Raw genomic sequence first — 25,810 nt, forward strand, 5'->3', positions numbered from 1 at the left:
CGCATAGGAAAGAAGCGGAGCCTTTCCCGCCCGGATCGCATCATCCGTGGCGTCGCAGCCTTCCGAGGTAGACAGTCCATGAAGTTCGCCTTTGCCGGCATCGATTTCCTCGGTGGCGTGTTCGACAGTCTCATCGGGGCGGGTTGGACCCCGATCAAGTTGTTCACCCGCCCCTGCGACGGAATCTACGATCACAACGAGACCGTCGTGGCGCAGGCGCGCGAGCGCCGATTGCCGATCCAGCTCTCGCGCATGAAGGCCACTGATCTGGAGGCCCTGGCGGAGGCGCATGGCCAAGACTGGGCCCTCGTGGTGGCGGGCTACCCCTGGCTGATCCGGGGCTGGCGCGGTCTGGCGGCCTACGGGGTCAACATCCACCCCTCGCCCCTGCCCCTGGGGCGCGGCCCCTATCCGCTGTTCAAGGCGGTGGCAGACGGTCACACGGAATGGGGCGTCACCGCGCATGTCCTCGGCGAGGAGGGATTCGATACCGGCGACATCCTCGCCCAGGAGCGCTTCACCCTGTCGGACCGGGAGACCCACGAGAGCCTCCTCACCCGGTGCCAGCTCGCCGCGGGCCGGCTCGCCGCCGGCCCCATCGCCCGTGACCTGCCCGCCCGCTGGCGCGGCGCGCAAGCCCAGGGCGAAGGCTCGTACTGGCCCCGTGTCACCGACGCCGATCGCACCCTCGATTTCCGGGCCGACGTGGAGGCGATCCTGCGCCGCGTGCGGGCCTTCGGGGCCATCGAGACCATCGCGCGCCTCGGGGACAACCGTGTCTACGTGGCCGCCGCCGAAGGCTGGCGCGAACCCCACCGCCATACGCCGGGCACGGTGGTCCATCGCTACCGCCGGCACATCGTCCTGGCGGCGCGCGACGGCTATATCCAGCTCAACCGCTGGAGCCCCGTGGCGGTGACGGAGGCCGTGCATCTCGGGCGGTAGTTCGCCTGGAACGGCTACGGTTCGAAGTCCGAGACGAATCCGTTCGGCGCACCGAGACACTGGACGCGAGAGACTCCATGGCGCGGATGCGCAAGAAGGCCGACCTCCCCACGAAGATCTGCGTCACCTGCGGCAAGCCGTTCACGTGGCGCAAGAAATGGGAGCGGGTCTGGGACGAGGTCCGTTACTGTTCCGACCGCTGCCGCGCGGACGCGAAGCGTGCCCGGCCGGACGCGCAATCCTGAGGTGTCAGACGAGCTCCGCGAGGGCGGCGGGCGTGTCGACGTCCTGGAGCACCGCCGGGTCGAGGGCGACCTCGCGAATGTCGGTGCGGCGGGCGAGGAGGCGACCGGCGCCGCGATCGCCCGTGAGGGCCGCGAGTTCCGCCGCGAGGAGGCGCCGGTTGAGCAGGACCGGATTGCCGCGCTGGCCGGCATGGACGGGCACCACGGCGGCCGGGGCCGGGCCGGGCTGCGAGAAAGCCTGTACCAGGGCCTGGAGGTGATGGGGCCCGATGCGCGGCATGTCGGCCAGTAGCACGAGGACGGCCTCGGGTTGCGGCAGAGCGGCGAGGCCGGCACGCAGGGATGTGGACAGGCCCTCGGCATGGGCCGGGTTCTCGATGAAGATCACGCTCAAGCCGCCGAGGGCGGCGCGGACGGCCGGTCCATGGGCGCCGAGGACCACCACCACCGGGCCGAGCCGCGCGTCGAGGGCCGCCCGCGCCGCGTGGCGGACGAGGGGCTCGCCATCGAGGAGGCCGAGGAGTTTCGGCGCCGGTCCGAAGCGGGTGCCGCGCCCGGCGGCCAGCAGCACGAGGCCGAAGTCAGGCATCGTCGTCGGCCGGGGTGCCGCCGGAGCGGGGCTGGGGCCGCGAGACGATCTCCATGAGGAGGCCGCCGACGCCGAGGCCGACGATGTCGGCCCGGGTGACGGCGAGGCCCGCGAGCAGGCGATGCAGCACCCAGTCGAACCCGTTCTCCTTCGGCGAGCGGGCGCAGCCGGGGGCTCCGATGACCGGCACGTCCCCGAGCCCGCCGACGAGGAGGAGATTGCCGGGATCGACGGGCATGCCGAGGTGATCGACCCGGCCGCCGGCGGCCTCGATGCCCGCCGGGATCACGTCGCGCCGGTCCGAGATGGCGGAGGCGCCGAACACCACCACGAGGTCGGCGCCCTCCGCCGTGACGGCCCGGATCGCCGCGCCGACGGCCGACGCCTCGTGCGGCACGCGCAGATCGGCGACGACGGCCGCCCCTGCGGGCGCGAGACGCCGGCCGAGGGTCGTCAGAGTCTTGTCCACCGTCGCCGCCTTGAGGCCGGGCAGCAGGGTCGAGACCACGCCGACACGGGTCCGGACATAGGGTACGATCCGCAGGGCCGCGTCGGGCGCGACCCGGCAGGACCGGTCGAGGGCGGCTCCGGCCACGGCGTAGGGGATGATCTTGACCGTCGCCACCATCTCGCCAGTCACCACCGGGCGGTAATCCGGGAGGGTCGCCACGGTGATGGCCTCGTCGACGGCGTTCACGGCGTCGATGCCGGCCCGGTCGACGCGCAGGAGGCCGGGCTCCGTCGCGAACAGGTTGCAGCGCCCCGTAAACGGAGCCTCGCGGCGCAGGCCCGATCCGGCGAGGCGCGCGGCGAGGCGGGCGGCGGCCGCGTCCTCGCCGACATCGCCTGGTTCGAGGCTCACGGCCACGAGCTCGCCCATGCCCGCCGCATCGAGGCGGGCCGCATCCTCGGCCGGGATCGGCTGCCCCTTGCGCAGGATCACGTCATGGGCGCGCACCGTATGGGCCGCGATGAGGCCCGCCGCCTCCCGGGTCGGCACGGCGCCGAATCTCATGGTGCGGCCCGGTCGCGGGGCGCGCGCAGGACCGCCACGATCTCGGCCAGGATCGAGACGGCGATCTCGGCCGGGCTGATGGCGCCGATGTTCAGCCCGATGGGGGCCGCGATCCGGCCGATGGCCTCCGGCGCGAAGCCGGCCGCCGCGAGCCGGGCGACACGGGCCGCATGGGTCTTCTTCGAGCCGAGGGCGCCGATGTAGAAACACTCCGCCCGCAGGGCCGCCGCCAGGGCCGGGTCGTCGATCTTCGGATCGTGGGTCAGGGCGGCGACGGCGCAGTAACGGTCGAGGACCGGAACCGCCGCGCCGAGGGCTTCGTCGGGCCACGCGCCGACGAGGTCGATTCCCGGAAAACGTTCGGGCGTGGCGAAGGCGGTGCGCGGGTCGATGACCGTGACGGCGAGGTCGAGGGCCGTGGCCATCGGACCCAGGGCCTGGCTGATATGCACGGCCCCGACGATCACGAGGCGCACGGGGGGCGCCTGGACCGTGAGGAAGAGCTGGCGCCCCTCGACCTCGGCGATGCCGCTGCGGCCGGACGCGAGGCGTCGTGCCAGGAGGTCCGCCAGGGGATCGGCCGCGATATCGGCCTCGCACACCACGCGCTGGGCCCCGCCGTCGAGGTCGGTGACCAGGATGGCGGCCCGCCGGGCGACGCGCTCGGCGTTGAGACGGGTCAGGACATCGAGCTGCATGACGGGCCTCAGGTGATGGGCTCGACGTAGACGCGGATGCGCCCGCCGCACGAGAGGCCGACCCGCCACGCGGTCTCGTCGGCGACGCCGAATTCGACGACGCGGGCGCGGCCGTCGGCGATGGCCTCGATCCCCTCGGTGATGACGGCGCCTTCGACGCAGCCCCCCGAGACGGAGCCGAGGAAGTTGCCCTCCCCGTCGACGACGAGGTGGCTGCCGACGGGCCGGGGCGCCGACCCCCAGGTCTCGATCACGGTGGCCAGGGCGACGCCGCGTCCGGCCCGGCGCCACGCCTCGGCCGCGCTGAGGATATCGGTTTCGGTGGAGAGCATGGGGTGACTCCGGATCGGGACGCCCGCCCCTCTCCTCGCAACACGCAGACCAGGAGTTAGGCTCCCCCGACCCGGCAACAATCCGGCCGGTCGGCCCTCCGATGCCCGGAGGTGACTTTCCGCACGCCGACGGCCCCCCTATTGTCGTCAGGCTTCAACAGAGCGGTCGCCGTCGGTGCCGCAAGGCCCTCGGCGGATGACGGTATGGCACGCAGGGAGACGGCCGGCATGAAATCGTTGGCGGTGGCCTTCATCCTCCTCGCAGGCGCCGCCGTGGCCGAGCCGGCCCCCGTCGCCATCGGCCTGTCGGCGCCCCTGACCGGGCCGGATGCCGCCTTCGGCCAGGGCATGCGGGCCGGGGCCGAGCAGGCGGTGGCCGACATCAACCGGGCCGGCGGGATCGACGGCCGGCGCCTTAGCCTCATGGTGGCGGACGATGCCGGGGATCCGAAACAGGGCCTCGCGGTGGCTCGCCGTTTCGCCGCCGAGCGGGTCGGCCTCGTCGTTGGCCCCCTCAACGCCGCCGTGGCCGGCGCGGTCGTGCCGGTCTACGCCGAATCGGACATCGTCGCGGTGACGCCGGGCATCGCCTGGGCGCCCCTGACGGCGCGCGGATACTGGAACGTGTTTCGCACCGGCGCCAACGAGGCCGGGCAGAGCGCGGTGGCGGGCGCCTACCTCGCGGGACATTTCGCCGGCCGGCGCATCGGCCTCGTGCACGACAAGACCACGTTCGGGCGCGGCCTCGTCGACGGGGTGGCCCGCGCCCTGAAGGCCGCCGGCCAGAGCGAAGCGGCATTCGAGACCCTGGCGCGGGGCGACAAGGACCCGTCCGGCCTCGTCGCCCGCCTGAAGCGGGCCGGGGTGGAGGTGGTGTATTTCGGTGGCCTCGCGGCGGAAGCGGGCGTGCTCCTGCGGGCCATGCGCGAGGCCGGGCTCAGCGCGCCCCTCGTCGGCAGCGACGGTCTCCTCGACCGGGAGCTGTCGCAGAATCCCGCCGCCGAGGGGACGGTGATGACGCTCGCCCCCGCCTCCCCACCCTTGCCGCGCCCGCCGGAAGCCAGGGGCGTGCCGGCCAAGCCTCGTGCGCCGGAGCTCGACGCCTTCGCGGCGCAGGGCTATGCCGCCGTCGAGGTGCTGCGCGCGGGCATCGTCGGGGCACGCTCGACGCAGGGCCGGGCGGTGGCCGCCTTCCTCCACGGGGGACAGCCGGTGAAGACGGTGCTCGGCTCCCTCGCCTACGATGGGCGCGGCGACCTCAAGGCCGATCCGCAGCGTCCGGCCTACACCCTGCAGGTCTGGCGCCGAACCCCGGACGGCAGACTCGACTACGCGGGCAGTTCGATCGACCCGTGATCCCACGCGGCGTCGCGGCGAGATCAGCGGTGCGACCGACCTGACCCGAGCCATGGTTTCGACGGGACGGCCGGCAAAGTGAACCGACGCAGGACTTCGACGCAGCGCCCGGTCCCGACGATCTCCTGTCGATGAAATTCGGCGTTCGCCCGGAAAAGCTTGCTTCGCGCGAGCCCGAACATTATGTCGGGGCAACGCTCGCCGGTGTTGCGCATCCGATGGGATCGGACCCGCCGCCCGCCGCGTTCTGCCGAACGGCTTCGTTTTATATCCCGGGTCGCCCCGTTCAGGCTGTCCGGCTGGAGAGTGTGGATGGCGAAAGAAGAGTTGATGCAGTTCGACGGTCTCGTGATCGAGATCCTGCCGGACGCACGCTACCGCGTGCAGCTCGACCAGGGGCACGAGATCGTGGCCTACACGGCCGGCAAGATGAAGAAGAACCGCATCAAGACTCTGGCCGGCGACCGCGTCACCGTCGAGATGTCGCCGTACGACCTGGAGAAGGGCCGCCTCGTGTTCCGTCACAAGGACGAGCGTTCCGCCGGTCCGCGTCCGCCCATGCGCGGCCAGTTCCGCCGCCGCTGAACGATGGGCGCCAGGGGCGCCCTTCGAGACTGAACGTGTCTCAATGGCGATGCCCGCTTCGGCGGGCATCGCCATTTTTACTTCACTTTCCGAACCGCTCGAACTTCGGAAAGCTGCGCGTCATCAGGGTGCCGGCGTCGGATCGGTGGCCCATCCATTTCTCAAGGACGCTCGCGCTGGCGAGACGGGCCTCGCCGCCGGTCTCGCGCCAGGGTAGCCCCTCCGCGAGGGTGAAGACGCAAGCATCCGTCAGGGTGGTCTGGCGGCAGCGCTGCAGGCGCACGCCCTTGCCGCGCACGAGTTCGGGCATCTCCGCCAGGGGGAAGACGAGGAGCAGGCGGTCGGCGCTGCACACGGCGACGTGGTCGCCGCTCGCCGGCACCAGCAGGGTCGCGGTGGCCGGCTCGTCGAGGCCCATGATGCCCTTGCCCTTGCGGGTGTTGGCCACGAGGGCGTCGGCGGGCGCCACGAAGCCGCGCCCGTCGGAAGCCGCCACGAGGAGCTTGGCGCCGGGCTGATACGGCAGGGCCGCGACGATCTCGGTGCCGTCGTCGAAATCCACCATGAGGCGGATCGGATCGCCGAAGCCGCGCCCGCCGGGGAGTTTCGCCGCCTCCAGGGTGAACACCTTGCCGTTGGACGCGAGCACGAGGAGTTTCGCCGTCGTCTCGCTCGGGAAGGCGATCTTGAGGCTGTCGTCCCCCTTGAAGGCGATGCCGGAGAGATCGGCGACGTGCCCCTTCAGGGCGCGGATCCAGCCCTTGGCCGAGACGATGACGGTGATCGGCTCGCGTTCGACCATGGCGGAGGTGAAGTCGATCCCGGCGGTGTCGGGCGGGTTCTCCAGGGTGGTGCGCCGGGCGCCGATCTTCGTCTCGGGACCAAAGGTCTTCTTCACCGTTCGGATCTGCTTGGTGATGTCGGCCCATTGCAGCTTGTCGGAGCCCAGCAGCTCCTCGAGCCCGTGCTTCTCCTTGGTCAGCGTGTCGAGTTCGCGCTTGAGCTCCATCTCCTCGAGCTTGCGCAGGGAGCGCAGGCGGGTGTCGAGGATGGCGTTGGCCTGCACCTCGGTGAGGGCGAACCGCGCCATCAGGGCGGGTTTCGGCTCGTCCTCCTCGCGGATGATGCGAATCACCTCGTCGAGGTCGAGGTAGACGATGAGCAGGCCGCCGAGGATCTCCAAACGGCGGTCGATCTGGGCCAAGCGGTGGCGCGAGCGACGCTGGAGCACGACGCGGCGATGGTCGAGCCATTCGCGCAGGGCTTCGGCGAGGCCGATGACCCGGGGGACGAGGCCGCCCACCAGCACGTTCATGTTGAGCGAGATGCGGGCCTCGAGCTCGGTCAGCCGGAACAGCGATTCCATGAGGATGACGGGATCGACGTTGCGGGCCCGCGGCTCGAGGACGATGCGGACATCCTCGGCCGATTCGTCGCGCACGTCGGCGAGCAAGGGCAGCTTACGCTCCTGCAGCAGCTCGGCGAGCTTCTCGATGAGGCGGGCCTTCTGCACGCCGTAGGGGATCTCGGTGACGACGATGGTCCAGGTGCCGCGCCCGAGATCCTCCTTCGCCCAGCGGGCGCGCACGCGGAACCCGCCGCGCCCGGTGCGGTAGGCCTCGGTGATCGATTCGGCGCTGTCGATGAGGATGCCGCCGGTGGGGAAATCCGGCCCCTTCACGAAGGTGAGGAGCTGGGCCGAGGTCGCGTCGGGATGGCCGATGAGGTAGAGCGCCGCGTCGCAGAGTTCGGCGGCGTTGTGGGGCGGGATCGAGGTCGCCATGCCCACCGCGATGCCCTGGGAGCCGTTGGCGAGGAGGTTCGGGAAGGCCGCCGGGAGCACCACCGGCTCCTCTTCCTGCCCGTCGTAGTTCGGGCGGAAATCCACCGAATCGTCGTCGAGACCTTCGAGGAGGAGGCGGGCCACCTCCGTCATCCGGGCTTCGGTGTAGCGCTGGGCGGCGGCGTTATCGCCGTCGATGTTGCCGAAATTGCCCTGGCCGTCGACGAGGGGATACCGCTGAGCAAAGTCCTGGGCCATGCGCACGAGGGCGTCGTAGGCCGCCGTGTCGCCGTGGGGATGGTACTTGCCGATGACGTCGCCGACGATGCGGGCGCACTTCTTGAAAGCCGATGTCGGATCGAGCTTCAGCAGCCGCATGGCGAACAGGATGCGGCGGTGGACGGGCTTCAGGCCATCGCGGGCATCGGGCAGCGCCCGATGCATGATCGTCGAGAGCGCATAGGCGAGGTAGCGGTCCTCGAGCGCGGATTTCAGCTCGACGCTCTCGATGCCGTCGGAGCCCGACGGTGGCTCGAAAGGCTGACCCATCACCATCTCCGGGGGCGCCCGCGCCCCAAATCAGAACAAATCAAGAACACGATCTAGGCGCTTCCGGTGCCCAAGGCAACGAAGCGCGTGCGTGCGTCCGGGGGGACGATCGCGCGTGGCCCCCAGATGTGCTGGTCGAGGAAGTACCCCGTCAAGGTAAACCCCGCGGTAACGTCGCGCCCATCGGGGGTCATCGGCAGGGGCGCACCCGGCTCCCTTTCGCGGAGGAAATCGGGCAGCGCCAGAAGCTTGTCGCGATAGGGCTCGCCGGCGGATGCGCTCACGGCCCGTCCGGAACGGGGCGAGACGTAGATCAGGGCGTCGTTGCCTCCCGTGGCGGCGCAGGCCGAAAGATCGAGGCCGAAGCCGAGTTCGGCCAGGATCGCGAGTTCGAACCGGACCATGAGCGGGGGCGCGATGTCGGGATCGTGCAGGTGGTCGATGAGGAGGCGGGCGGCGGCGTAGAGTTCGGGATGGGGGTCGCGCTCGGACAGGAGGCGCAGCAGGCCGGCGAGGTGGGCGATGCCGTGGAGGGCGAGGCCCGAGCCCATGAGGCGCGAGGCGACGGATTCGACGGGCTCGACGGCGAAGGCGCCGAGACCCTCGTCGAGGCGCGCGCGCCAGGTCGCCTGCACCCGGTTCCCGGGTTGGAGCACCGGCTGCATCCGCCGCGAGCGCCCGCCATGGACGAGGCCGAGATGGCGCCCGTGGGCGGCGGTCATGAGTTCGAGCACCACGCTCGTCTCGCCCTGCCGGCGCAGGCCGAGCACGAGGCCGTCGTCGGTCCATTGCATCAGCCTGTCATAGGCCGTTGCCGGTGCGAAGGAAAAGGGCCGCGACGGATGGGATCGTCGGGCGAAGAAACTTCCCGCAGACCGGGAACAGGCTTAAGCTTGCACGCTGCGGGAAAGCGTGGGGGCATGACGATGGGTGGTTCGGTTCGGCTCCTGCTGCTTGGTCTCGTCTTTGCGCTTCCGGCCTGCACGCCCCGCCCGGCGCCGCCGGCCGGCGCGTCCCTGCGCACCCGGATCGCCACCCTCGCCCTGGCGCAGACGGATTTCGGCGCGGTCTCGGTGATCCCGGTGCGGTTCGAGCACAGCCGCATCGCCGGGCCGTTCGAGGATGGCGGGCGCACCCTCTACTGCGTCTCGACGCGGATGAAGGGCCGCACCTTCGGCAAGGGCGAACGCGCCAAGGCCGTGATCCGCGACACCGGCGGGGTGCTGAGCGTCATCGAGGACGACGAGGAGGTCTGCTCCGGCCACCGCACCGAGCCGTTCGCGGAGTTGGAGACCCTCGGCAACCGGACCTGATCCCCCTTGCCCGGGCACGGAGCCGATGGAACCATGCGGCCATGCCCAAACGCCCCCTGAGTCTCAGCCTCGACCTCATCGCCCGCGCCCATCCCGATCCCGTCCGCGACGACCCCTCGGCGCTGGCCCTCCTCACCGACGACGAACTCGGCCCCGGCCTCACCCGGGTGCTCACCCGGCGTCCGGAGCCGCAGGATGGGCTCTGGGTGTTCGGCTACGGCTCGCTCATCTGGCAGCCCGAATTCACGTTCACCGAACGGCGCACGGGCACCGTGCGGGGCTATCACCGCCGGTTCTGCCTGCTGCAGCGCCGGTTCCGCGGCAGCGTCGCGCGGCCCGGCCTCGTGCTGGCCCTCGACCGGGGCGGCCTGTGCCGGGGCGTCGCCTTCCGGCTCGCGGACGAGGATCCCCACGCGACCCTGCTGCCGGTCTGGCGCCGGGAGATGCGCGGCAACGGCTATCTCGGCCGCTGGGTGACGGTGGAGACGGAGGCCGGACCGGTGACGGCCCTGACCTTCGTCGTCAACCGCGCCAGCGACCGCTACACCGGCCGCCTCACGGAGGCGGAGATCGCCGACCGCATCGCCACGGGCGCCGGCCATCTCGGGCCCAGCGCCGAGTACCTGTTCCGCACCGCGGAGGCCTGCGCGCGGGAGGGGATTCTGGATTTGCACCTGTGGACGTTGCAGGCTCTCGTCGCCGAACGCTTGGAGGCGCGGGCCGCCTCCTGAATCAGGGTTCGAAGGGCCGAGCCCTTCGCGGGGGCCGGGGCAGTGCCCCGGAGAGACATCGGGCTCCGCCCGACACCCGCCGAGGGGATGATCCCCTCGGAACCCCGGATCAGTTCACCTCCACCTGCACCACGCCCGGCACCGCCCGCAGCGCCCCGGCGATCTGCGGCGTCGCCTGATACTTGCCCGGCAGCTTCACCTCGACCTCACGGTCGCCGTTGTCGAGGAGGAGGATGAGGGAGACCTCGCCCTCGCCCCGCACCTGCAGGCGCTGCTGCACGGACGGAATCGGTCGCTCGTCGCGCAGGTACACGCGCATGCCCTTCTGGTGGCGCGCCACCGCCACGTCGAGGGGTTCGGCCGTCATGATGCGGGCGCGGACATCCTCGCCTTCGAGGTTGGCCTGAAGCTGGAGCACGAGGGGGCGGCCGGGCTCCAGGATCTCGCGGTAATGCCCGAGGCCTTCGGAGAAGATGATCGCCTCGAAATGCCCGGTCTGGTCGGACAGGATGACGATGCCGAGCTTGTTGCCGGTCTTCGTGCGTCGCTCCGACCGGTCGAGGACGGAGGCCGCGACGCGCCCGACACTGGTGGTGCCCGCCCGCACGGCCCGGCAGAACTCGGCCCAGGTCTGGACCCGGAGCTTGCCAAGGAGATCGCCGTACTCGTCGAGCGGATGCCCTGAGAGGAAGAAGCCGATGGCGTCGTATTCGCGCTTCAACTTCTCCGCCATGGGCCAGCCCTCGTAGGCGGGCACCCGCAGGGTCACGTCGGTGGAGGTGACGCCGCCGAACATGTCGGCGATGCCGGTGCTTTCGGCCTCCGCCGCCCCTTGCGCGAGCTTCATCATCGGCTCGATGGCGGCGAAGGCCCGGGCCCGGTCGGGCTCCAGCACGTCCAGCGCCCCGGCCGAGACGAGGTTCTCGAGGGTGCGCTTGTTGATGAGGCGCGGGTTGATGCGGCGGGCGAGGCAGGCGAGTTCCTTGAACGGCGTGGTCCCGCGCGCCTGGACCACGGCCTCGACGGCGCCGCGCCCGACGCCCTTGATGGCCGAGAGGGCGTAGACGATCCGCCCGTCCGTCACCTCGAAGTTGACGCCCGAGGTGTTGATGGAGGGCGGCTCCACGGTGATCTTCAGGCGCTGCGCGTCCTGGCGGAACTCGGCAAGCTTGTCGGTGACGTCGATGTCGAGCTGCATGGCGGCGGCCAGGAACTCCACCGGATGGTTCGCCTTGAGGTAGGCGGTCTGGTAGGTCAGCAGGGCGTAGGCGGCGGCGTGTGATTTGTTGAAGCCGTAATCGGCGAACTTGGCCAGCAGATCGAAGATCTCGTCGGCCTTGGCCTTGGTAAGCTCGCGCTCCATGCAGCCCTTTACGAAGCGGTCGCGCTGGGCGTCCATCTCCGCCTTGATCTTCTTGCCCATGGCGCGGCGGAGCATGTCGGCCTCGCCGAGCGAATAGCCGGCCAGGACCTTGGCCACCTCCATCACCTGTTCCTGGTAGACGATGATGCCGAAGGTCTCGCGCAGGATCGGCTCCAGCTTGGCGTGGGGATACCAGCTCGCCTCGTTGCCGGCGTCGCGCCCGAGCTTGCGCTCGCAATAGACCGGGATGTTGGCCATGGGGCCGGGCCGGTAGAGGGCCACGAGGGCGATGATGTCCTCGAACCGGTCGGCCTGCATCTCGACCAGCGCCTTGCGCATGCCGGCGGATTCCACCTGGAACACGCCCACCGTCTCGCCGCGCTTCATCGGCGCGTAGGTCGCCTTGTCATCCAGCGGCAGCGACGCGAGATCGACGATGATCCCGCGCTTGGCCAGAAGGTCGGTGCAGTACCGCAGCAAGGTCAGGGTCTTCAGACCCAGGAAGTCGAACTTCACGAGACCGGCGGCCTCGACCCACTTCATGTTGAACTGGGTCACCCGCATCCCGGTCTTCGGATCGCGGTAGAGGGGGACGAGCTGTTCGAGGGGCCGGTCGCCGATGACCACGCCGGCGGCGTGGGTCGAGGCGTGGCGGTGCAGGCCCTCGAGCTTCTTGGCGATCTCCATGAGGCGGGCCACGATGGGCTCCTCCTCCATGGCCGCCTGGAGCTTGGGCTCGCCCTCGATGGCCTGGGTCAACGTCACGGGGTTGGCGGGGTTCTGCGGCACGAGCTTCGTCAGCTTGTCGACCTGCCCGTAGGGCATCTCGAGGACGCGGCCGACGTCGCGCAGCACGCCGCGCGCCTGCAGCGTACCGAAGGTGATGATCTGGGCGACCTGGCGCTCGCCGTAGCGCGCCTGCACGTACTGGATCACCCGCTCTCGGCCATCGACGCAGAAGTCGATGTCGAAGTCGGGCATCGAGACGCGCTCGGGGTTGAGGAAGCGCTCGAACAGCAGGCCGAACCGGAGCGGATCGAGGTCGGTGATGAGGAGAGACCACGCGACGAGGGAGCCGGCGCCCGAGCCGCGGCCGGGTCCGACGGGGATGTCGTGGTCCTTCGCCCACTTGATGAAGTCCGACACGATGAGGAAGTAGCCGGGAAACTTCATGCCGACGATGACGTCGAGCTCGAAGGCGAGACGGTCGCGGTAGACCTGCTCGGTCATGCCGGGCGCGGTGCCGTGCTGCGCGAGACGCAGGTCAAGGCCGGCGATGGCCTGACGGCGCAGCTCCTCCGGCTCGTCCAGGGGCGGGGCCGCGGCGACGTCGGGGGCGGCGGCGTCCAGCGCCGCCACGACGCCGAAATTCGGCAGGATGGGTTTGCGCGTGCGCACGCGATAGGCGCAGCGCATGGCGATCTCGACGGTGGCGTTCAGGGCATCCGGCAGGTCCGAGAACAGCTCGGCCATCTGCGCGCGGGTGGTGAAGCCGTGGCGCGGGGTGAGCTTGCGGCGACGCTCGTCGGAGACGAGGCGCCCGTCGGCGATGGCGAGCAGGGCGTCGTGGGCGTCGTAATCTCCGGTCTTGGCGAAGAACGGCTCGTTGGTGGCGACGATGGACAGGCCGTTGGAATCGGCGAGGCGGAGCAATTCCCGCTCGACGGCGCGCTCGTCGGACAGGCCATGGCGCAGGATCTCGACGTAGAGATTGTCTTCGCCGAACGCACCCTTCAGCTGCGCGAGGCGCGCGGCGGCGAGTTCCGCACGGCCCTGGCGCAGGGCCGTGTCGAGGGGCCCAGTGGTGCCGCCCGTGAGGGCGATGAGGCCGCCGGCGCATTCCGCCAGCCCCGCCGCGCTCACCCGGGGTGCGTCGCCCAGCGCGCCGTCGAAATAGACGCGGCTCGCCAGCCGCAGGAGGTTGGCATAGCCCGCCTCGTCCTGCGCGAGGACCACGATGTTGGCGCAGCCGGCCTGCCCCGGCGCCACCCGCGCCATCGGGTCGGGCGTCTCGAACGCCACGGTCACCTGCAGGCCGGCGATGGGCTGGAGCCCGGCACCCGACGCCTTTTCCGAGAATTCCAGCGCCCCGAACAGGTTGTTGGTGTCGGTGAGCGCCAGGGCGGGCTGCCGGTCGGCCGCCGCCGCCTTGACGATGTCCCCGACCTTCAGGGCCCCTTCGAGGAGCGAGAACGACGAGTGGACATGGAGATGGACGAAGCCAGGATCTTTGAGGATGCGCGCCATGCTCTCACGTGGACCCGTCATGGTGAAGAATCCATTCCGAAAGGCGCGCCCTTTTCGTTTGTCTGTGGAGAGGTCGCGCCCGTGATGCCGGTGCAACGCCTACCTTAACGGTGCCAAGGCTACGGCCCAGATCGCGACCGCACCCGCCAGGAGCCCGAAGGCCATGAATTCGACCATGCCGGTCAGGATCATCCGCTTGAACATCGGCCCTGCCTTCTGTTGAGAGCCCTATTTTGTTCCTGTTTTGTTCTATGTAAAGTGGAAAGCCGCTGCTCGCGCCGAACAGAGTCAATCATTCGTCAATCAGCTGATTTCAGATGCCAACTGGGGCGATCGAGCATCGCGCTGACGATGAATTGATTTAGATCACAAGATTCTCTTCCGTTTCCAGCACTTAGAATTCGATTCGATCCGGTATTCAGGCCTGCAACCCCACTTGGCCGGCGTGTGATGCCGCACGTCACCGAGATGGAAAAGTTTTTACCGGCCCACACATCGTGATCATCCACGAAGACGGACGCTCTTCTCCAATTCAACATCCGCGTTCCGCGTCACAAGGCAATCATGCAGATCAAACTGGTGGCCGTCGGTTCCCATGGCGACGTGCTTCCCTTCATCGGCCTCGGCACCGAACTGGTGCGGCGCGGACATGCCGTGATCCTCGCGGCACCGGCCCCGTTCGCGTGCCTGGCCGCACGCGCCGACCTGCCGTTCCATGCCCTCGGCACCTGCGCCGACTATGACCGGGCCGTCGCATCGCCCGACCTGTGGCATCCGCGGCGGGGCGCGTCGGTCCTGTTCGAGCATTTCGCGGCGGCGACGGAATGGACTTACGACTGGCTCGCGCGCACGAGCCGACCGGGCGAGACCCTCGTGGTCGCCTCCACCCTCGGCGTCGGCGCGCGCGTGGCGCAGGACAAACTCGGCCTGCCCGTCGTCACCGTTCACGTCATGCCCATGATGGTAGAGAGCCGGGACGCGGCTCCGGTCCTGCCGGGGATTCCCTTCGCCCACCGCCTGCCGTCCCGCCTGCGGCACTGGCTCGGCCGGGGCGCCGACCGCTACGTCATCGACCGGGCCGCCCTGCCCCGGCTCAACGCCCTGCGCCAGCGCCTCGATCTCTCCCCCGTGCGCCGTTTACGGCACTGGTGGAACAGTCCGACGCGTATCCTCCTGATGTTCCCGGACTGGTTCGCCGCGCCTCAGGCGGATTGGCCGGCACAGGCGACGCAGGTCGGCTTTCCCCTCGTCGATCGCTTCGGCGATGCGCAGGCCCTGAGCCGGGACTTGGCGGATTTCCTCGATGCCGGCCCCGCGCCCCTGGTCTTCACCTACGGCTCGGCGATGCGGCAGGGGCAGGCCTTCTTCCGCACCGCCTGCGCCCTGTGCCGGGTCACGGGCCGACGCGGCGTCCTGCTCGCTCCACAAGACGGTCAGGTGCCCACGGATCTTCCCGCGGGGATCGTGCACCTGCCCTACGCGCCCTTGAGCACCCTCCTGCCGCGCGCCGCCGCCCTGATCCACCACGGCGGCGTCGGCACCGTGGCCCAAGCCCTCGCCGCCGGCATTCCGCAGCTCGTGATCCCGGTGGCGTTCGATCATTTCGACGAGGGTCTGCGCCTTCAGCGCCTCGGCCTCGGCGCCGTCCTCCGCCGCCGCCGCTTCACCCCCGCCCGGGCGGCCCGGGTCCTGGACCGCCTCCTCGCCTCGAACACCGTGGCGGAGGCCTGCGCGACGGCGCGAGCCCGAGTGTCGCGCGAGGACGGCATCGTCACCGCCTGCGACGCGATCGAGCGCCTGATCGCGAGCCGATGAGCTGATCGGCTCGAACCGGCCGGTGTCCGGATCAGTCGAGCTGCTCGATCAGCCCTTCGCGAATGGTCACCCGCCGGTCCATGCGGGCGGCGAGGTCCATGTTGTGAGTCGCCACCAGAGCGGCGAGGCCGGACGCGCGCACGAGGGAGACGAGGATACCGAACACGTGGGCAGCCGTATGCGGATCGAGGTTGCCGGTCGGCTCGTCGGCCAGCAGGAGGCGCGGGCCGTTGGCGACCGCCCGGGCGATGGCGACGCGCTGCTGCTCTCCGCCCGACAACTCGGCCGGACGATGGGCGAGGCGGTCCTTGAGGCCGAGGAAGCTCAGGAGTTCCGTCGCCCGGGCCTTGCCCTCCTTGTGGGACAGGCCCCGGATGAGCTGGGGCATCACCACGTTCTCAAGGGCCGAGAACTCGGGCAGGAGATGGTGGAATTGATAGACGAAGCCCATCTCCTCGCGGCGGATGCGGGTGCGCTCGGCATCTGCCATGGCGGCGGTGGGCCGGCCGCCGATATAGACCTCGCCCGCATCCGGCCGCTCCAGCAGGCCGGCGATATGCAGCAGGGTCGATTTACCGGCCCCCGACGGCGCCACCAGGGCGACGAGTTCGCCGGGCCAGAGGGCGAATTCGGCGCCGCGCAGGATATCGAGCGCCCCCGCCCCTTGGGCGTAGCGCCGCTCGACCTTGGCGAAGAACAGGGCCGGGACCGGCTGCGCGCCGGGCGCCTCGGCTTTCGTTTCCATGGAGATCCTCTCGGGGGCCGCTCGTCTTTGGTGTCCGCATCGTCTTCGTTCGAAAGCCGGCCACCGCCTTTCGGGACGATGCGTTAGCCGTAGCGCAGGGCCTGCACCGGATCGAGTCGGGCGGCGCGCCACGAGGGATACAGGGTCGCGATGAGCGACAGGGCGATGGAGGTGACGACCACCACGGTGATTTCCCGGGTGTTCATCTCGGCGGGAATCTCGGCGAGGAACCGCACGGTCGGGTCCCAGGCGGAGGGAAACAGCACCCGCTGGATCGGCTTGATGTTGAGGGTGATGAGGATGCCGAGGCCGAGGCCGCTCAGCGTCCCGACGATGCCGATGAGGGCGCCATTGATGAGGAACACCCGCATCACCGTGCCGGGGGTCGCCCCCATGGTGCGCAGGATGGCGATGTCGCTCGACTTATCGCGCACGAGCAGGATGAGGCCCGAGACGATGTTGAGGGTCGCCACCACCACGATGAGGCTGAGGATGAGGAACATCACGTTCCGCTCCACCTCGAGGGCGCCGAAGAAGGTGCGGTTGCGCTGGCGCCAATCGGTCAGCAGCACCGGGCGTTCGGCCGCCATCTCGAGGTCGGGCCGCATGGCCGCCACCCCGTCGGCATCGTCGAGGTAGATCTCGATGAGGCTGACATCGGCGTCGCGGTTGAAGAAGGCCTGCGATTCGGCGAGGGGCATGAACACGAAGGTCGAATCGAACTCGGTCATGCCGATCTCGAACACCGCCTTGACGGTGTAGGCCTTCGTGCGCGGCGCCGTGCCGAACGGCGTGGTGGCGCCCTTCGGCGTCGAGAGGGTGATGGAATCGCCGGCCTGGAGGCCCAGCGCCTCTGCCAGACGCCGGCCGATGGCGACGCCGGTGCCGTCGTCGAACCCCTCCAGGGTGCCGCCGCGGATGTTCTTGGCGATGCTCCCGATCTTGTCGAGGTCCTCGGCCCGGATGCCGCGCACGAGCACGCCGCTGCCGCCATAGGGCGAAGAGGCGAAGGCCTGCCCCTCGACGAGGGGAATGGCCGCGCGGACCCCGGCGACCTTCGAGAGGCGGTCGGACAGGTCCTCGAAATCCGTGAACAGCCGGTCGATGGGTGTGACGAAGACGTGGCCGTTGATGCCGACGATCTTCGAGAGCAGTTCCGTGCGAAAGCCGTTCATCACCGAGAGCACGATGATGAGGGTGGCCACACCCAGGGCGATGCCGAGGACCGAGAAGAACGCCACCACGGAGACACCGCCACCACGGCGGCGCGCACGCAGGTAGCGCCCGGCCAGGATCCATTCGAACCCGGCGAAGGGTGGGGTGCCCCCCCGCCGGAACAGGGCGCCGGCCCCCTTCAGCCGCTCCATCATCGCCGCCGCCATGGCGGACTCAGACCCGCTTCAGACGGGCGAGGAGATCGATGGGCGCGATGGTCTCGCGCTCGCCGCCGGCCCGGCGCTTGATCTCGACCTTGCCCTCGGCCAGCCCGCGCGGCCCGACGATCACCTGCCAGGGCAGGCCGATGAGATCGGCGGTGGCGAACTTGGCGCCCGGCCGCTCGTCACGGTCGTCGTACAGCACCGTGAGGCCGGCGGCCTCCAGGCTCCCCTGGATCTCCATGCAGGCCGCGTCGGTCGCCGCATCCCCGCTCTTGAGGTTGATGAGCGCGACGTCGAAGGGCGCCACGGCATCCGGCCAGATGATTCCGGCCTCGTCGTGGGAGGCCTCGATGATCGCGGCGACGAGGCGGCTCGGGCCGATGCCGTAGGAGCCCATATGCACCGGGCGCTCGACGCCGTCGGGACCGGTGACCTTGGCGCCCATGGGCTCGGAATACTTGGTGCCGAAGTAGAAGATGTGGCCGACCTCGATGCCGCGCGCGGCCATCTGGTTGTCGGGCGCGACTTCGGCGAAGGCCGCCGGCTCGTGCATCTCGCTCGTCGCGGCATAGTGCGAGGTCCAGCGGTCGACGGTGCCCTGAAGCCCGGCGACATCCTCGAAATCCGTCGTGACCGGCGGCGTCTCGAACTCGAGATATTGCCGGTCGCAGAACACCTCGCTCTCGCCGGTCTGAGCCAGGATGATGAATTCGTGGCTGAGGTCGCCGCCGATGGGGCCGGTGTCGGCCCGCATGGGGATGGCCTTCAGGCCGAGGCCCGCGAAGGTGCGCAGATACGCCACGAACATGCGGTTGTAGGCGTGGCGAGCGGCCGCCTGGTCGATGTCGAACGAGTAGGCGTCCTTCATCAGGAACTCGCGCGAGCGCATGGTCCCGAAGCGCGGGCGCACCTCATCCCGGAACTTCCAGGAGATCTGATAGAGGTTCTTCGGCAGATCCTTGTAGGACCGCACGCTGCCCCGGAAGATTTCGGTGACGACTTCCTCGGCGGTGGGGCCGAACAGCATCTCGCGGTCGTGCCGGTCGGCGATGCGGAGCATCTCCTTGCCGTAGGCCTCGTAGCGGCCCGATTCCTTCCAGAGCTCGGCCGACTGGATCGCCGGCATCAGGATCTCGATGGCGCCGGCCCGGTCCTGCTCCTCCCGGATCACCGCGCAGACCCGGTTCAGCACCCGCAGGCCCAGCGGCAGCCACGCGTAGATGCCGGCGGCTTCCTGGCGCACGAGACCGGCGCGCAGCATGAGCCGGTGGGAGACGATCTCGGCCTCCTTGGGCGTCTCGCGCAGGGTGGGGAGAAAGTAGCGGGAGAGACGCATGGAAGGCCCTGGAACCAGCGCGCCGCACCGTCGGACGCGCCGGGGCACACAACACATTGCACCGGGAAAACACAAGCGCAGCCAGGCGACACCCGGGATGCATCATCCCGAAAAGAGCACCTCCGGCCGCCGAGAAGACACGAGGTCCGCCGGGGCGGTTCGCCCTGTACCAAGACAGGGCCGCTTTCTAGACAAGCTCGCAAGAGGATTCCGAAAGGACCCGCTTTGTGCGGCTCATGACAAATCCGGGCGTTTCTGGTGAAAAAACGCAGGATCTCCCCTCCCATGGCGTGACAATGGGAATTCCTCTTCCTATAAGCGCCTTGCGCTGGTCGCACGGCCCGTTAGAGGCCGCGACAGGCCCGAGTCTTGGGAGGAACAATCAGCCGCCACGCCGTCAAGATGCGTGAAACAATGAGGCTGTTCCGACGATCATCTTTTCAAAAGCAAGGCTCAGGCCTTGCTTTTTTTATGTCCGATCGTCCGACCCTTCGCTTCTAGAGCCCGGCCAGCTCGAACAGCGGGATCGCCACGAGGAACACCACGCTGGCGAGGGCCGTGGTCCAGAGCGCCTTCTCGCGCAGACGTGGCGAGGCCGGAGCGCCCGGGTCCTGGCCCGGGACGACCCGGTCCGGATCGGTCTCGGCCTGATTGCGGATGGGCAGGATCACGAACAGCAGCGTCCACCACACCACGAAGTAGAGCGCCACGGCCCCGAACACCGTGAGCCGGAACTGGCTCACCGCGATCACCACCACGAGGGCAATGACCGCCAGCATGGCGGCCAGCGTCCGAAGGGTCGTGGCGGCGACGGTGTCGAGGACGGCGCCCATGGGATCAGACCTGCTCGAGCTCGACCAGGGTCCCGAGGAAATCCTTGGGGTGGAGGAACAGCACCGGCTTGCCGTGGGCGCCGATCTTGGGCTCTCCGGTGCCAAGCACGCGGGCTCCTTGGGCCTTGAGCTTGTCACGGGCGGCCAGGATATCGTCGACCTCGTAGCAGACGTGGTGCACGCCGCCCTGTGGGTTGCGCTCGACGAAGCTCGCGATGGGCGAGCCCTCGCCCAGCGGCGCCATGAGTTCGACCTTGCTGTTGGGGAGGTTCACGAACACCACCGTGACGCCGTGCTCGGGCTGGGGCAGCGGCTCGGTGACGGTGGCGCCCAGGGTATCGCGATAGATGGCGCAGGCGGCCTCGAGGTCGCGCACGGCGATGGCAACGTGGTTGAGGCGTCCGATCATGTTTGCTCCCTCCGTAATAGCGCGCTGCGCGACAGACCTTCCCTCCCCCGTGGCGGGGGAGGGTCGAGGCGGCTTCAGACCTCCACCACCTGCACGTGGCAGGCCGGCTTCTTGCCCCAGGCTTCGTTGACGCCGGAGCGGATCGCCCGGTCGACGGCCTTCTCGACGGCCTCGGCGTCCCGGCGCTTGGCCTTCGACAGGCCGGACAGGGTTCGGGCGACGCATTCGATCACCACGTCCAGCATCGGCTGGCCGCCGCGGCCGCGATTGGGCAGGCCGATGATGTCGATGGCGGGCTCGCCCAGCACCTCGCCCTGCTCGTCGATGGCGATGGCCACCGAGACCAGGCCGGCCTGAGCGAGCTTGCGCCGCTCGGGGATCGCCCGGTCCTTGGCATCGATGAGGATGTTGCCGTCCTTGAACAGGCGACCGGCCTTGACGTGATCGACCACCTCGGGCGTGCCGGGGGCGAGGCGCACGACGCTGCCGTTGCGGGCCTTGACGACGTTGGGCACCCCTTGCGCCCGGGCGAAGCGCGCATGCTCGTCGAGATGCAGGGCCTCGCCGTGGACAGGGATGGCCGTCTGCGGCCGGGTCCAGGCATACATCTCCGCCATCTCATCGCGCCGGGGATGGCCCGAGACGTGGACGAGCTTCGTGCGGTCGGTGACCACCTCGATGCCGGCGTTGATGAGATCGTTGATGATCGCGCCCACCGCCCGCTCGTTGCCGGGAATCGCGCGCGAGGAGAAGATCACCCGGTCGCCGGCCGTCAGGGTCACGTCGGGATGGTCGTCGCGCGAGACGCGGGCGAGCGCCGCGCGCTCCTCGCCCTGCGAACCCGTGAGCAGGCACACCACCTTGTCGCGGGGCAGGTAGCCATAGGCGTCCGCCGAGCGGAAGTCAGGCAGGCCGTCGAGAAAGCCGCATTCGCGGGCGACGCCGATGACCCGGTCCATGGCGCGACCGACGGCGACGACCTCGCGGCCGCAGGCCTGGGCGGCCTCGGCCACGGCGCGCATGCGCGCGACATTCGACGCGAAGGTGGTGACCGCGACGCGGTGGGGCGCCTCGGAGATGAGTTCGCGCAGGGTCGCGGCGACCTCGGCTTCGCTCGGGGAGCGCCCCTCGCGGACGACGTTGGTCGAATCGCTGATCATGGCGAGGATGCCCTCGTCGCCCAGCGCCCGGAACGCGGCCTCGGAGGTTACGTCGCCGAGGATCGGGGTCGGATCGAGCTTCCAGTCGCCGGTGTGGAGCAGCAGACCGTGGGGCGTCCGGATCGCGACGGCGTTCGACTCGGGGATCGAGTGCGACACGGGCACGTACTCGATGTCGAACGGACCGAGCTGGATCCGGCGACCGGCCTGGACTTCCTTGAGCACGACCTTCGGCGCACCCGGCTCGCTGAGACGGCGCGCCTCGAGCAGGTTCTTGGCAAAACGCGTGGCATAGACCGGCGCCTTGAGCTTGGGCCACAGCTCACCGATGGCGCCGATATGGTCCTCGTGCGCATGGGTGATGAAGATGCCAAGGAGATCCTCCTTGCGCTCCTCGATGAAGCTCAGGTCGGGGAACATGAGGTCGATTCCCGGGAAGCCCTCCTCCCCGGCGAACCCCATGCCGCAATCGACCATGATCCATTTGCGGCGCTTGGCCGGTCCGAAACCGTACAACGCCGCATTCATGCCGATCTCGCCCACGCCGCCGAGCGGCACGAAGACGAGTTCGTCTTGCCCTGTCGTCATCTTCACTCAAACCTCAAGCCGCCGTCGCGGCCGTACCCAGATGCACCTCGCCCGCCGTCACGGTCCGTCGCGTTCCATCGTCCGATCGGATGACGAGCCGTCCCGCTCCGTCGATCGTCTCGAAAATTCCATGCACGCGGGTGTCGCCGGTCCGCACGGTCACCGGCGCGCCGAGTCCGGCTGCGTCGGCGATCCAGCGTTCGCGGATTCGCGCGAATCCCCGGCCACGGTCCCAATCACGCGCGGCCTCGACGATCCCGTCCGTCAGATGGACGAACAGATCCTCGGCGCGCGTGGTGTACTGCATCTGCCTGAGGCAGGTTGCCGGATAAGGCAAGCCCTCCGGTGCCGCAGCGACGTTGACGCCGAACCCCATCACCACCGATCGGCGCCCGCCCGGAAGGGATTCGGCTTCGAGGAGAAGACCCGCGAGCTTGGCGCCGGAGGCCAGGACGTCGTTGGGCCATTTGAGCGCGAGGCCCGCGACTCCAGCCCCGCGAAAGGCGGCCATCAGCCCAACACCGGCGACGAATCCAAGGGTCGGCACGTCGGCCGGATCGACGTCGTTCACCGGCCAGAGCAGGCTCGCGGTGAGGTTGCCGGGCTCCGACGTCCAAGTGTTCCCGCGCCGGCCGCGCCCGGATGTCTGGCGGTGGGCCACGATCCAGAGGGGACCCACTTCACCGGCCCGCGCTCGCTCCAGGGCCTCGGTGTTGGTGGAGCCGAGGCTGTCGTGGACGTGAAGCCGATGCCCCGCCGCCCGTGCCAGACTCCCCAAACGGTATCCGCTCAACGGTCCATCTCAGGACCCGGCGAACAGCGATCGGGCGGCGGTGCCGGCCGCGCCGACGAGGGGCGCCGGCACGATCCAGAACAGCACCACGACCACGCTCGTCAGGCCGAGGACGATGCGCAGGCCCGGCGCCATCGGCTCGTACGCCGCCACGGGCTCGTCGAAGTACATCACCTTGACGAGTCGCAGATAATAGAAGGCGCCGATCACGCTGGTGACGACACCGATCACCGCCAGCGCCACGAGGTCGGCTTTGATGGCGGCGGCGAAGACGTAGTACTTGGCGAAGAACCCGGCCAGCGGCGGAATACCGGCGAGGGAGAACATCATGGCGGCAAGGCAGAACGCAAGGACGGGGTGGGTCCGGGACAGGCCGGAGAGGTCGTCCACGGTCTCGAACATCTGACCGCCGCGGCGCAGCGACAGGATCACCGCGAACGCGCCGAGCGTCATGGCGAGGTAGATGATCATGTAGATCACCACGCCGCGAATGCCCTCCTGCGAGCCGGCGGCCAACCCCACGAGGGCGTAGCCGACATTGCCGATGGAGGAATAGGCCATCAGGCGCTTGATCGAGCGCTGGCCGATGGCCGCGAACGACCCGAGGGCCATGGAGGCGATGGCCACGAACACGATGATCTGCTGCCAGACCGCCGTGACGTCCGGAAAGGCGCCGATGAAGATCCGGACCGTCATCGCCATGGCGGCCATCTTCGGCGCCGAGGCGAAGAAGGCGGTGACCGGCGTCGGCGAGCCCTCGTAGACGTCGGGCGTCCACATATGGAACGGCACCGCCGCGAGCTTGAAGGCGACGCCGGCGGCAACGAACACGATGCCGAGCACGAGGCCGAACCCCACGTTCGTGTCATTGAGGGCCGCGACGATGCCGGGGAACGAGACCGTTCCGGTGAAGCCGTAGACCAGGGACGAACCGTAGAGCAGCATGCCCGACGAGAGCGCGCCGAGGACGAAGTACTTCAGCCCGGCTTCAGTGGATTTGAGGTTGTCGCGGTGGAAGGCGGCGATGACGTAGGCCGCGAGCGACTGAAGTTCGAGGCCGAGATAGAGCGAGATGAGGTCGTTGGCCGACGCCATCACCATCATGCCGAGGGTGCACAGGATGATGAGGATCGGGAACTCGAACCGGTCGATGCGCGCGCGCTGGAAATAGTCGCGCGCCAGCAGGATCGAGGCGGCGGAGCCCAGCAGGATCAGGGCCTTCATCACCTTGGAGAAGCCGTCGACGATGAATGACCCGTTGAGGGTCGTCACCTTGGCGCCGGACTGGGACATGACCACGAACAGGGCCAGGATCAGCAGGAGCAGGGCGCCGACATTGACGCCCTCGGCGGACCGCTCACCCCGGAACGAGCCGTAGAGGACGAGGACGAGGACGCCGACGGCGAGGATCAGCTCGGGCAGGGCGGGCCAGAGCGCGGGCAGCACGGATGGGGCGACAATCATCGGAACGGTGCTTTCAGCGCGCGACGGGCGGGATGGCGGCCGCCGTCTGCGTGTTCGAGAGCGCGGTCTTCATGCTCTGCATCAACGCCTCCGTCGAGGGAGCGAAGGTGTCGAGGATCGGAGCCGGGTGAACGCCGTAATAGATCGTCAGCGCGACGAGGGGCGCGATGATGATCTTTTCGCGCAGATCGAGGTCGAGGATGCCCTGCAGGTTAGGCTTCTCGAGCTTGCCATAGATCACCCGAGCGTAGAGCCAGAGGGCGTATCCGGCCGACAGGATGATGCCGAAGACCGAGAAGAACGCCACGGTGGGATTGGCGCGGAAGGCGCCCATCATGGCCAGGAACTCGCCGACGAAACCCGACGTGCCCGGCAGGCCGACATTGGCCATGGTGAACACCATCATGGCCGCCGCGTAGAGAGGCATGCGCTTCACGAGGCCGCCATAGGCGGCGATTTCGCGGGTGTGCATCCGGTCGTAGACCACACCGACGCAGAGGAAGAGCGCCCCCGACACGATGCCGTGCGAGATCATGAGGAAGAGGGCGCCCTGGATACCCTGCTCGTTGAGGGTGAACAGCCCGAGGGTCACGAAGCCCATATGCGCCACCGACGAGTAGGCGATGAGCTTCTTAATGTCGGTCTGCACCATGGCGATGAGCGAGGTGAAGATGATCGCGATCACCGACAGGGCGAATACCATCGGGGCGAAGGCCTGGGACGCGTCGGGGAACATCGGCAGGGAGACGCGGATGAAGCCGTAGCCGCCCATCTTGAGGAGGATGCCGGCGAGGATCACCGAGCCGGCGGTGGGCGCCTCCACGTGGGCGTCGGGCAGCCAGGTATGGACCGGCCACATGGGCATCTTCACCGCGAAGGACGCGAAGAAGGCGAGCCACAGCCAGGTCTGCATCTCCACGGGGAAGCGGGTGTGCAGCAGGGTCGGGATGTCGGTGGTGCCGGCCTGCCAGTACATCGCCATGATGGCCAGCAGCATCAGCACCGACCCGAGCAGGGTGTAGAGGAAGAACTTGAAGCTCGCGTAGATGCGCCGCTTGCCGCCCCAGATGCCGATGATGAGGAACATCGGGATCAGGCCGGCCTCGAAGAACAGGTAGAACAGCACCAGGTCGAGGGCCTGGAACACGCCGATCATCGTCGTCTCGAGGACGAGGAAGGCGACGTAATACTCCTTCACCCGCTTGTCGACGGAAAGCCAGGACGCGCCGATGCAGAACGGCATCAGGAACGTGGTCAGGAGGATCAGCGGCATCGAGAAGCCGTCGACGCCGAGCTTGAACCGGGTCGCCTCGCTCAACCAGACGTGGCTCTCGACGAGCTGGAAGCTCGCGGTGCCCGTGTCGAAGCGGCCCCAGGCCACGAGCGACAGCAGGAAGGTGGCGATGGTGGTGGCGAGCGCCGCCCAGCGCGCGTTGCGCTTGGCGGCCTCCGTCTCATCCCCGAGGGTGAGGATGAAGGCCGCGCCGCACAGGGGCACGATCAGGAGGCCGGAGAGGATTCCGAGGCCGAACATCTA

Annotated in this window: 23 protein-coding genes; 7 read left to right on the top strand and 16 right to left on the bottom strand. The window is 69.2% G+C overall.

The features are described from left to right. Positions 1-78: 78 nt before the first annotated feature. Both MFF01_RS08580 and MFF01_RS08585 read left to right on the top strand, forming a co-directional pair. Positions 79-945, top strand: a complete 867-nt coding sequence (locus tag MFF01_RS08580) for a methionyl-tRNA formyltransferase (protein WP_238223923.1) — start codon at positions 79-81, stop codon at positions 943-945. A gap of 77 nt (positions 946-1,022) precedes the next feature. Beyond that, positions 1,023-1,190 carry a DUF2256 domain-containing protein gene (locus MFF01_RS08585; protein WP_238223924.1) on the top strand — a complete coding sequence of 56 codons (168 nt, stop codon included), beginning with the start codon at positions 1,023-1,025 and terminating at the stop codon, positions 1,188-1,190. A gap of 4 nt (positions 1,191-1,194) precedes the next feature. Here the strand turns inward: MFF01_RS08585 and MFF01_RS08590 are convergent, their stop codons facing one another. From MFF01_RS08590 to MFF01_RS08605, 4 genes are read right to left on the bottom strand one after another with little or no spacing between them, the layout of a single operon-like run. Beyond that, positions 1,195-1,779, bottom strand: coding sequence for a nucleotidyltransferase family protein (locus MFF01_RS08590; RefSeq protein WP_238223925.1), 585 nt, complete (start codon positions 1,777-1,779; stop codon positions 1,195-1,197). Continuing rightward, positions 1,772-2,794, bottom strand: coding sequence for a molybdopterin-binding protein (locus tag MFF01_RS08595; RefSeq protein ID WP_238223927.1), 1,023 nt, complete (start codon positions 2,792-2,794; stop codon positions 1,772-1,774). Before MFF01_RS08595 ends, MFF01_RS08590 begins: the two co-directional genes overlap by 8 nt. After that, positions 2,791-3,492 (bottom strand): XdhC family protein, encoded by a 702-nt coding sequence (locus MFF01_RS08600; RefSeq protein ID WP_238223930.1) that lies wholly within the window; start codon positions 3,490-3,492, stop codon positions 2,791-2,793. The genes MFF01_RS08595 and MFF01_RS08600 overlap by 4 nt, the downstream gene beginning before the upstream one ends. An 8-nt stretch (positions 3,493-3,500) precedes the next feature. Further along, positions 3,501-3,824, bottom strand: coding sequence for an XdhC family protein (locus MFF01_RS08605; RefSeq protein ID WP_238223932.1), 324 nt, complete (start codon positions 3,822-3,824; stop codon positions 3,501-3,503). Positions 3,825-4,052: 228 nt separating this feature from the next. On the opposite strand from MFF01_RS08605, the gene MFF01_RS08610 reads away from it, so the two are divergent. Next, positions 4,053-5,180 carry a branched-chain amino acid ABC transporter substrate-binding protein gene (locus MFF01_RS08610; protein WP_238223935.1) on the top strand — a complete coding sequence of 376 codons (1,128 nt, stop codon included), beginning with the start codon at positions 4,053-4,055 and terminating at the stop codon, positions 5,178-5,180. 312 nt (positions 5,181-5,492) lie between these two features. Beyond that, on the top strand, positions 5,493-5,765 hold the full coding sequence (infA, locus tag MFF01_RS08615) for a translation initiation factor IF-1 (protein ID WP_055947419.1): 273 nt from the start codon (positions 5,493-5,495) through the stop codon (positions 5,763-5,765). Between the two features lie 82 nt (positions 5,766-5,847). On the opposite strand, the gene parC is transcribed toward infA, so the two are convergent. Both parC and recO read right to left on the bottom strand, forming a co-directional pair. Beyond that, positions 5,848-8,097 carry a DNA topoisomerase IV subunit A gene (gene parC, locus MFF01_RS08620; RefSeq protein ID WP_238223943.1) on the bottom strand — a complete coding sequence of 750 codons (2,250 nt, stop codon included), beginning with the start codon at positions 8,095-8,097 and terminating at the stop codon, positions 5,848-5,850. A gap of 53 nt (positions 8,098-8,150) precedes the next feature. Then, positions 8,151-8,891, bottom strand: coding sequence for a DNA repair protein RecO (gene recO, locus MFF01_RS08625; RefSeq protein WP_238223945.1), 741 nt, complete (start codon positions 8,889-8,891; stop codon positions 8,151-8,153). 132 nt (positions 8,892-9,023) lie between these two features. On the opposite strand from recO, the gene MFF01_RS08630 reads away from it, so the two are divergent. Then, a complete protein-coding gene (locus MFF01_RS08630; protein WP_238224331.1) occupies positions 9,024-9,410 on the top strand; it encodes a hypothetical protein in 387 nt (128 codons plus the stop codon). A 41-nt stretch (positions 9,411-9,451) separates the two neighbouring features. Beyond that, the gene (locus tag MFF01_RS08635) at positions 9,452-10,141 is read left to right on the top strand and encodes a gamma-glutamylcyclotransferase (protein WP_238223948.1); all 690 of its coding nucleotides are present in this window, start codon (positions 9,452-9,454) and stop codon (positions 10,139-10,141) included. A gap of 109 nt (positions 10,142-10,250) precedes the next feature. On the opposite strand, the gene dnaE is transcribed toward MFF01_RS08635, so the two are convergent. Beyond that, complete coding sequence (dnaE, locus tag MFF01_RS08640; protein ID WP_238224333.1) at positions 10,251-13,751, bottom strand: DNA polymerase III subunit alpha; 3,501 nt, start codon at positions 13,749-13,751, stop codon at positions 10,251-10,253. A 564-nt stretch (positions 13,752-14,315) separates the two neighbouring features. On the opposite strand from dnaE, the gene MFF01_RS08645 reads away from it, so the two are divergent. Beyond that, entirely contained in the window at positions 14,316-15,566 is a 1,251-nt protein-coding gene (locus MFF01_RS08645; protein WP_238223950.1) for a glycosyltransferase, read from the top strand. 31 nt (positions 15,567-15,597) lie between these two features. Here MFF01_RS08645 and MFF01_RS08650 read toward each other — a convergent pair whose 3' ends face one another. The 9 genes from MFF01_RS08650 to MFF01_RS08690 all read right to left on the bottom strand — a co-directional run bounded on the left by MFF01_RS08650 (position 15,598) and on the right by MFF01_RS08690 (position 25,807). Continuing rightward, entirely contained in the window at positions 15,598-16,311 is a 714-nt protein-coding gene (locus MFF01_RS08650; protein ID WP_238223952.1) for an ABC transporter ATP-binding protein, read from the bottom strand. Between the two features lie 83 nt (positions 16,312-16,394). Then, positions 16,395-17,693, bottom strand: coding sequence for a lipoprotein-releasing ABC transporter permease subunit (locus tag MFF01_RS08655; protein WP_238223954.1), 1,299 nt, complete (start codon positions 17,691-17,693; stop codon positions 16,395-16,397). A gap of 7 nt (positions 17,694-17,700) precedes the next feature. After that, a complete protein-coding gene (gene proS / locus MFF01_RS08660; protein WP_238223956.1) occupies positions 17,701-19,026 on the bottom strand; it encodes a proline--tRNA ligase in 1,326 nt (441 codons plus the stop codon). A gap of 497 nt (positions 19,027-19,523) precedes the next feature. Continuing rightward, positions 19,524-19,859 carry a DUF1467 family protein gene (locus tag MFF01_RS08665; protein ID WP_238223958.1) on the bottom strand — a complete coding sequence of 112 codons (336 nt, stop codon included), beginning with the start codon at positions 19,857-19,859 and terminating at the stop codon, positions 19,524-19,526. 4 nt (positions 19,860-19,863) lie between these two features. Next, a complete protein-coding gene (mce, locus tag MFF01_RS08670; RefSeq protein WP_238223960.1) occupies positions 19,864-20,268 on the bottom strand; it encodes a methylmalonyl-CoA epimerase in 405 nt (134 codons plus the stop codon). A 74-nt stretch (positions 20,269-20,342) separates the two neighbouring features. After that, on the bottom strand, positions 20,343-22,016 hold the full coding sequence (locus MFF01_RS08675; protein WP_238223963.1) for a ribonuclease J: 1,674 nt from the start codon (positions 22,014-22,016) through the stop codon (positions 20,343-20,345). Positions 22,017-22,029: 13 nt separating this feature from the next. After that, positions 22,030-22,809, bottom strand: coding sequence for a biotin--[acetyl-CoA-carboxylase] ligase (locus MFF01_RS08680; protein WP_238223964.1), 780 nt, complete (start codon positions 22,807-22,809; stop codon positions 22,030-22,032). 9 nt (positions 22,810-22,818) lie between these two features. Then, positions 22,819-24,273 carry an NADH-quinone oxidoreductase subunit NuoN gene (gene nuoN, locus MFF01_RS08685; RefSeq protein ID WP_238223965.1) on the bottom strand — a complete coding sequence of 485 codons (1,455 nt, stop codon included), beginning with the start codon at positions 24,271-24,273 and terminating at the stop codon, positions 22,819-22,821. A gap of 13 nt (positions 24,274-24,286) precedes the next feature. Beyond that, on the bottom strand, positions 24,287-25,807 hold the full coding sequence (locus tag MFF01_RS08690) for an NADH-quinone oxidoreductase subunit M (RefSeq protein WP_238223966.1): 1,521 nt from the start codon (positions 25,805-25,807) through the stop codon (positions 24,287-24,289). Between the last annotated feature and the right edge of the window lie 3 nt (positions 25,808-25,810).

Origin of the sequence: Methylobacterium adhaesivum, assembly GCF_022179065.1 — a bacterium.
Classification (GTDB): domain Bacteria; phylum Pseudomonadota; class Alphaproteobacteria; order Rhizobiales; family Beijerinckiaceae; genus Methylobacterium; species Methylobacterium adhaesivum.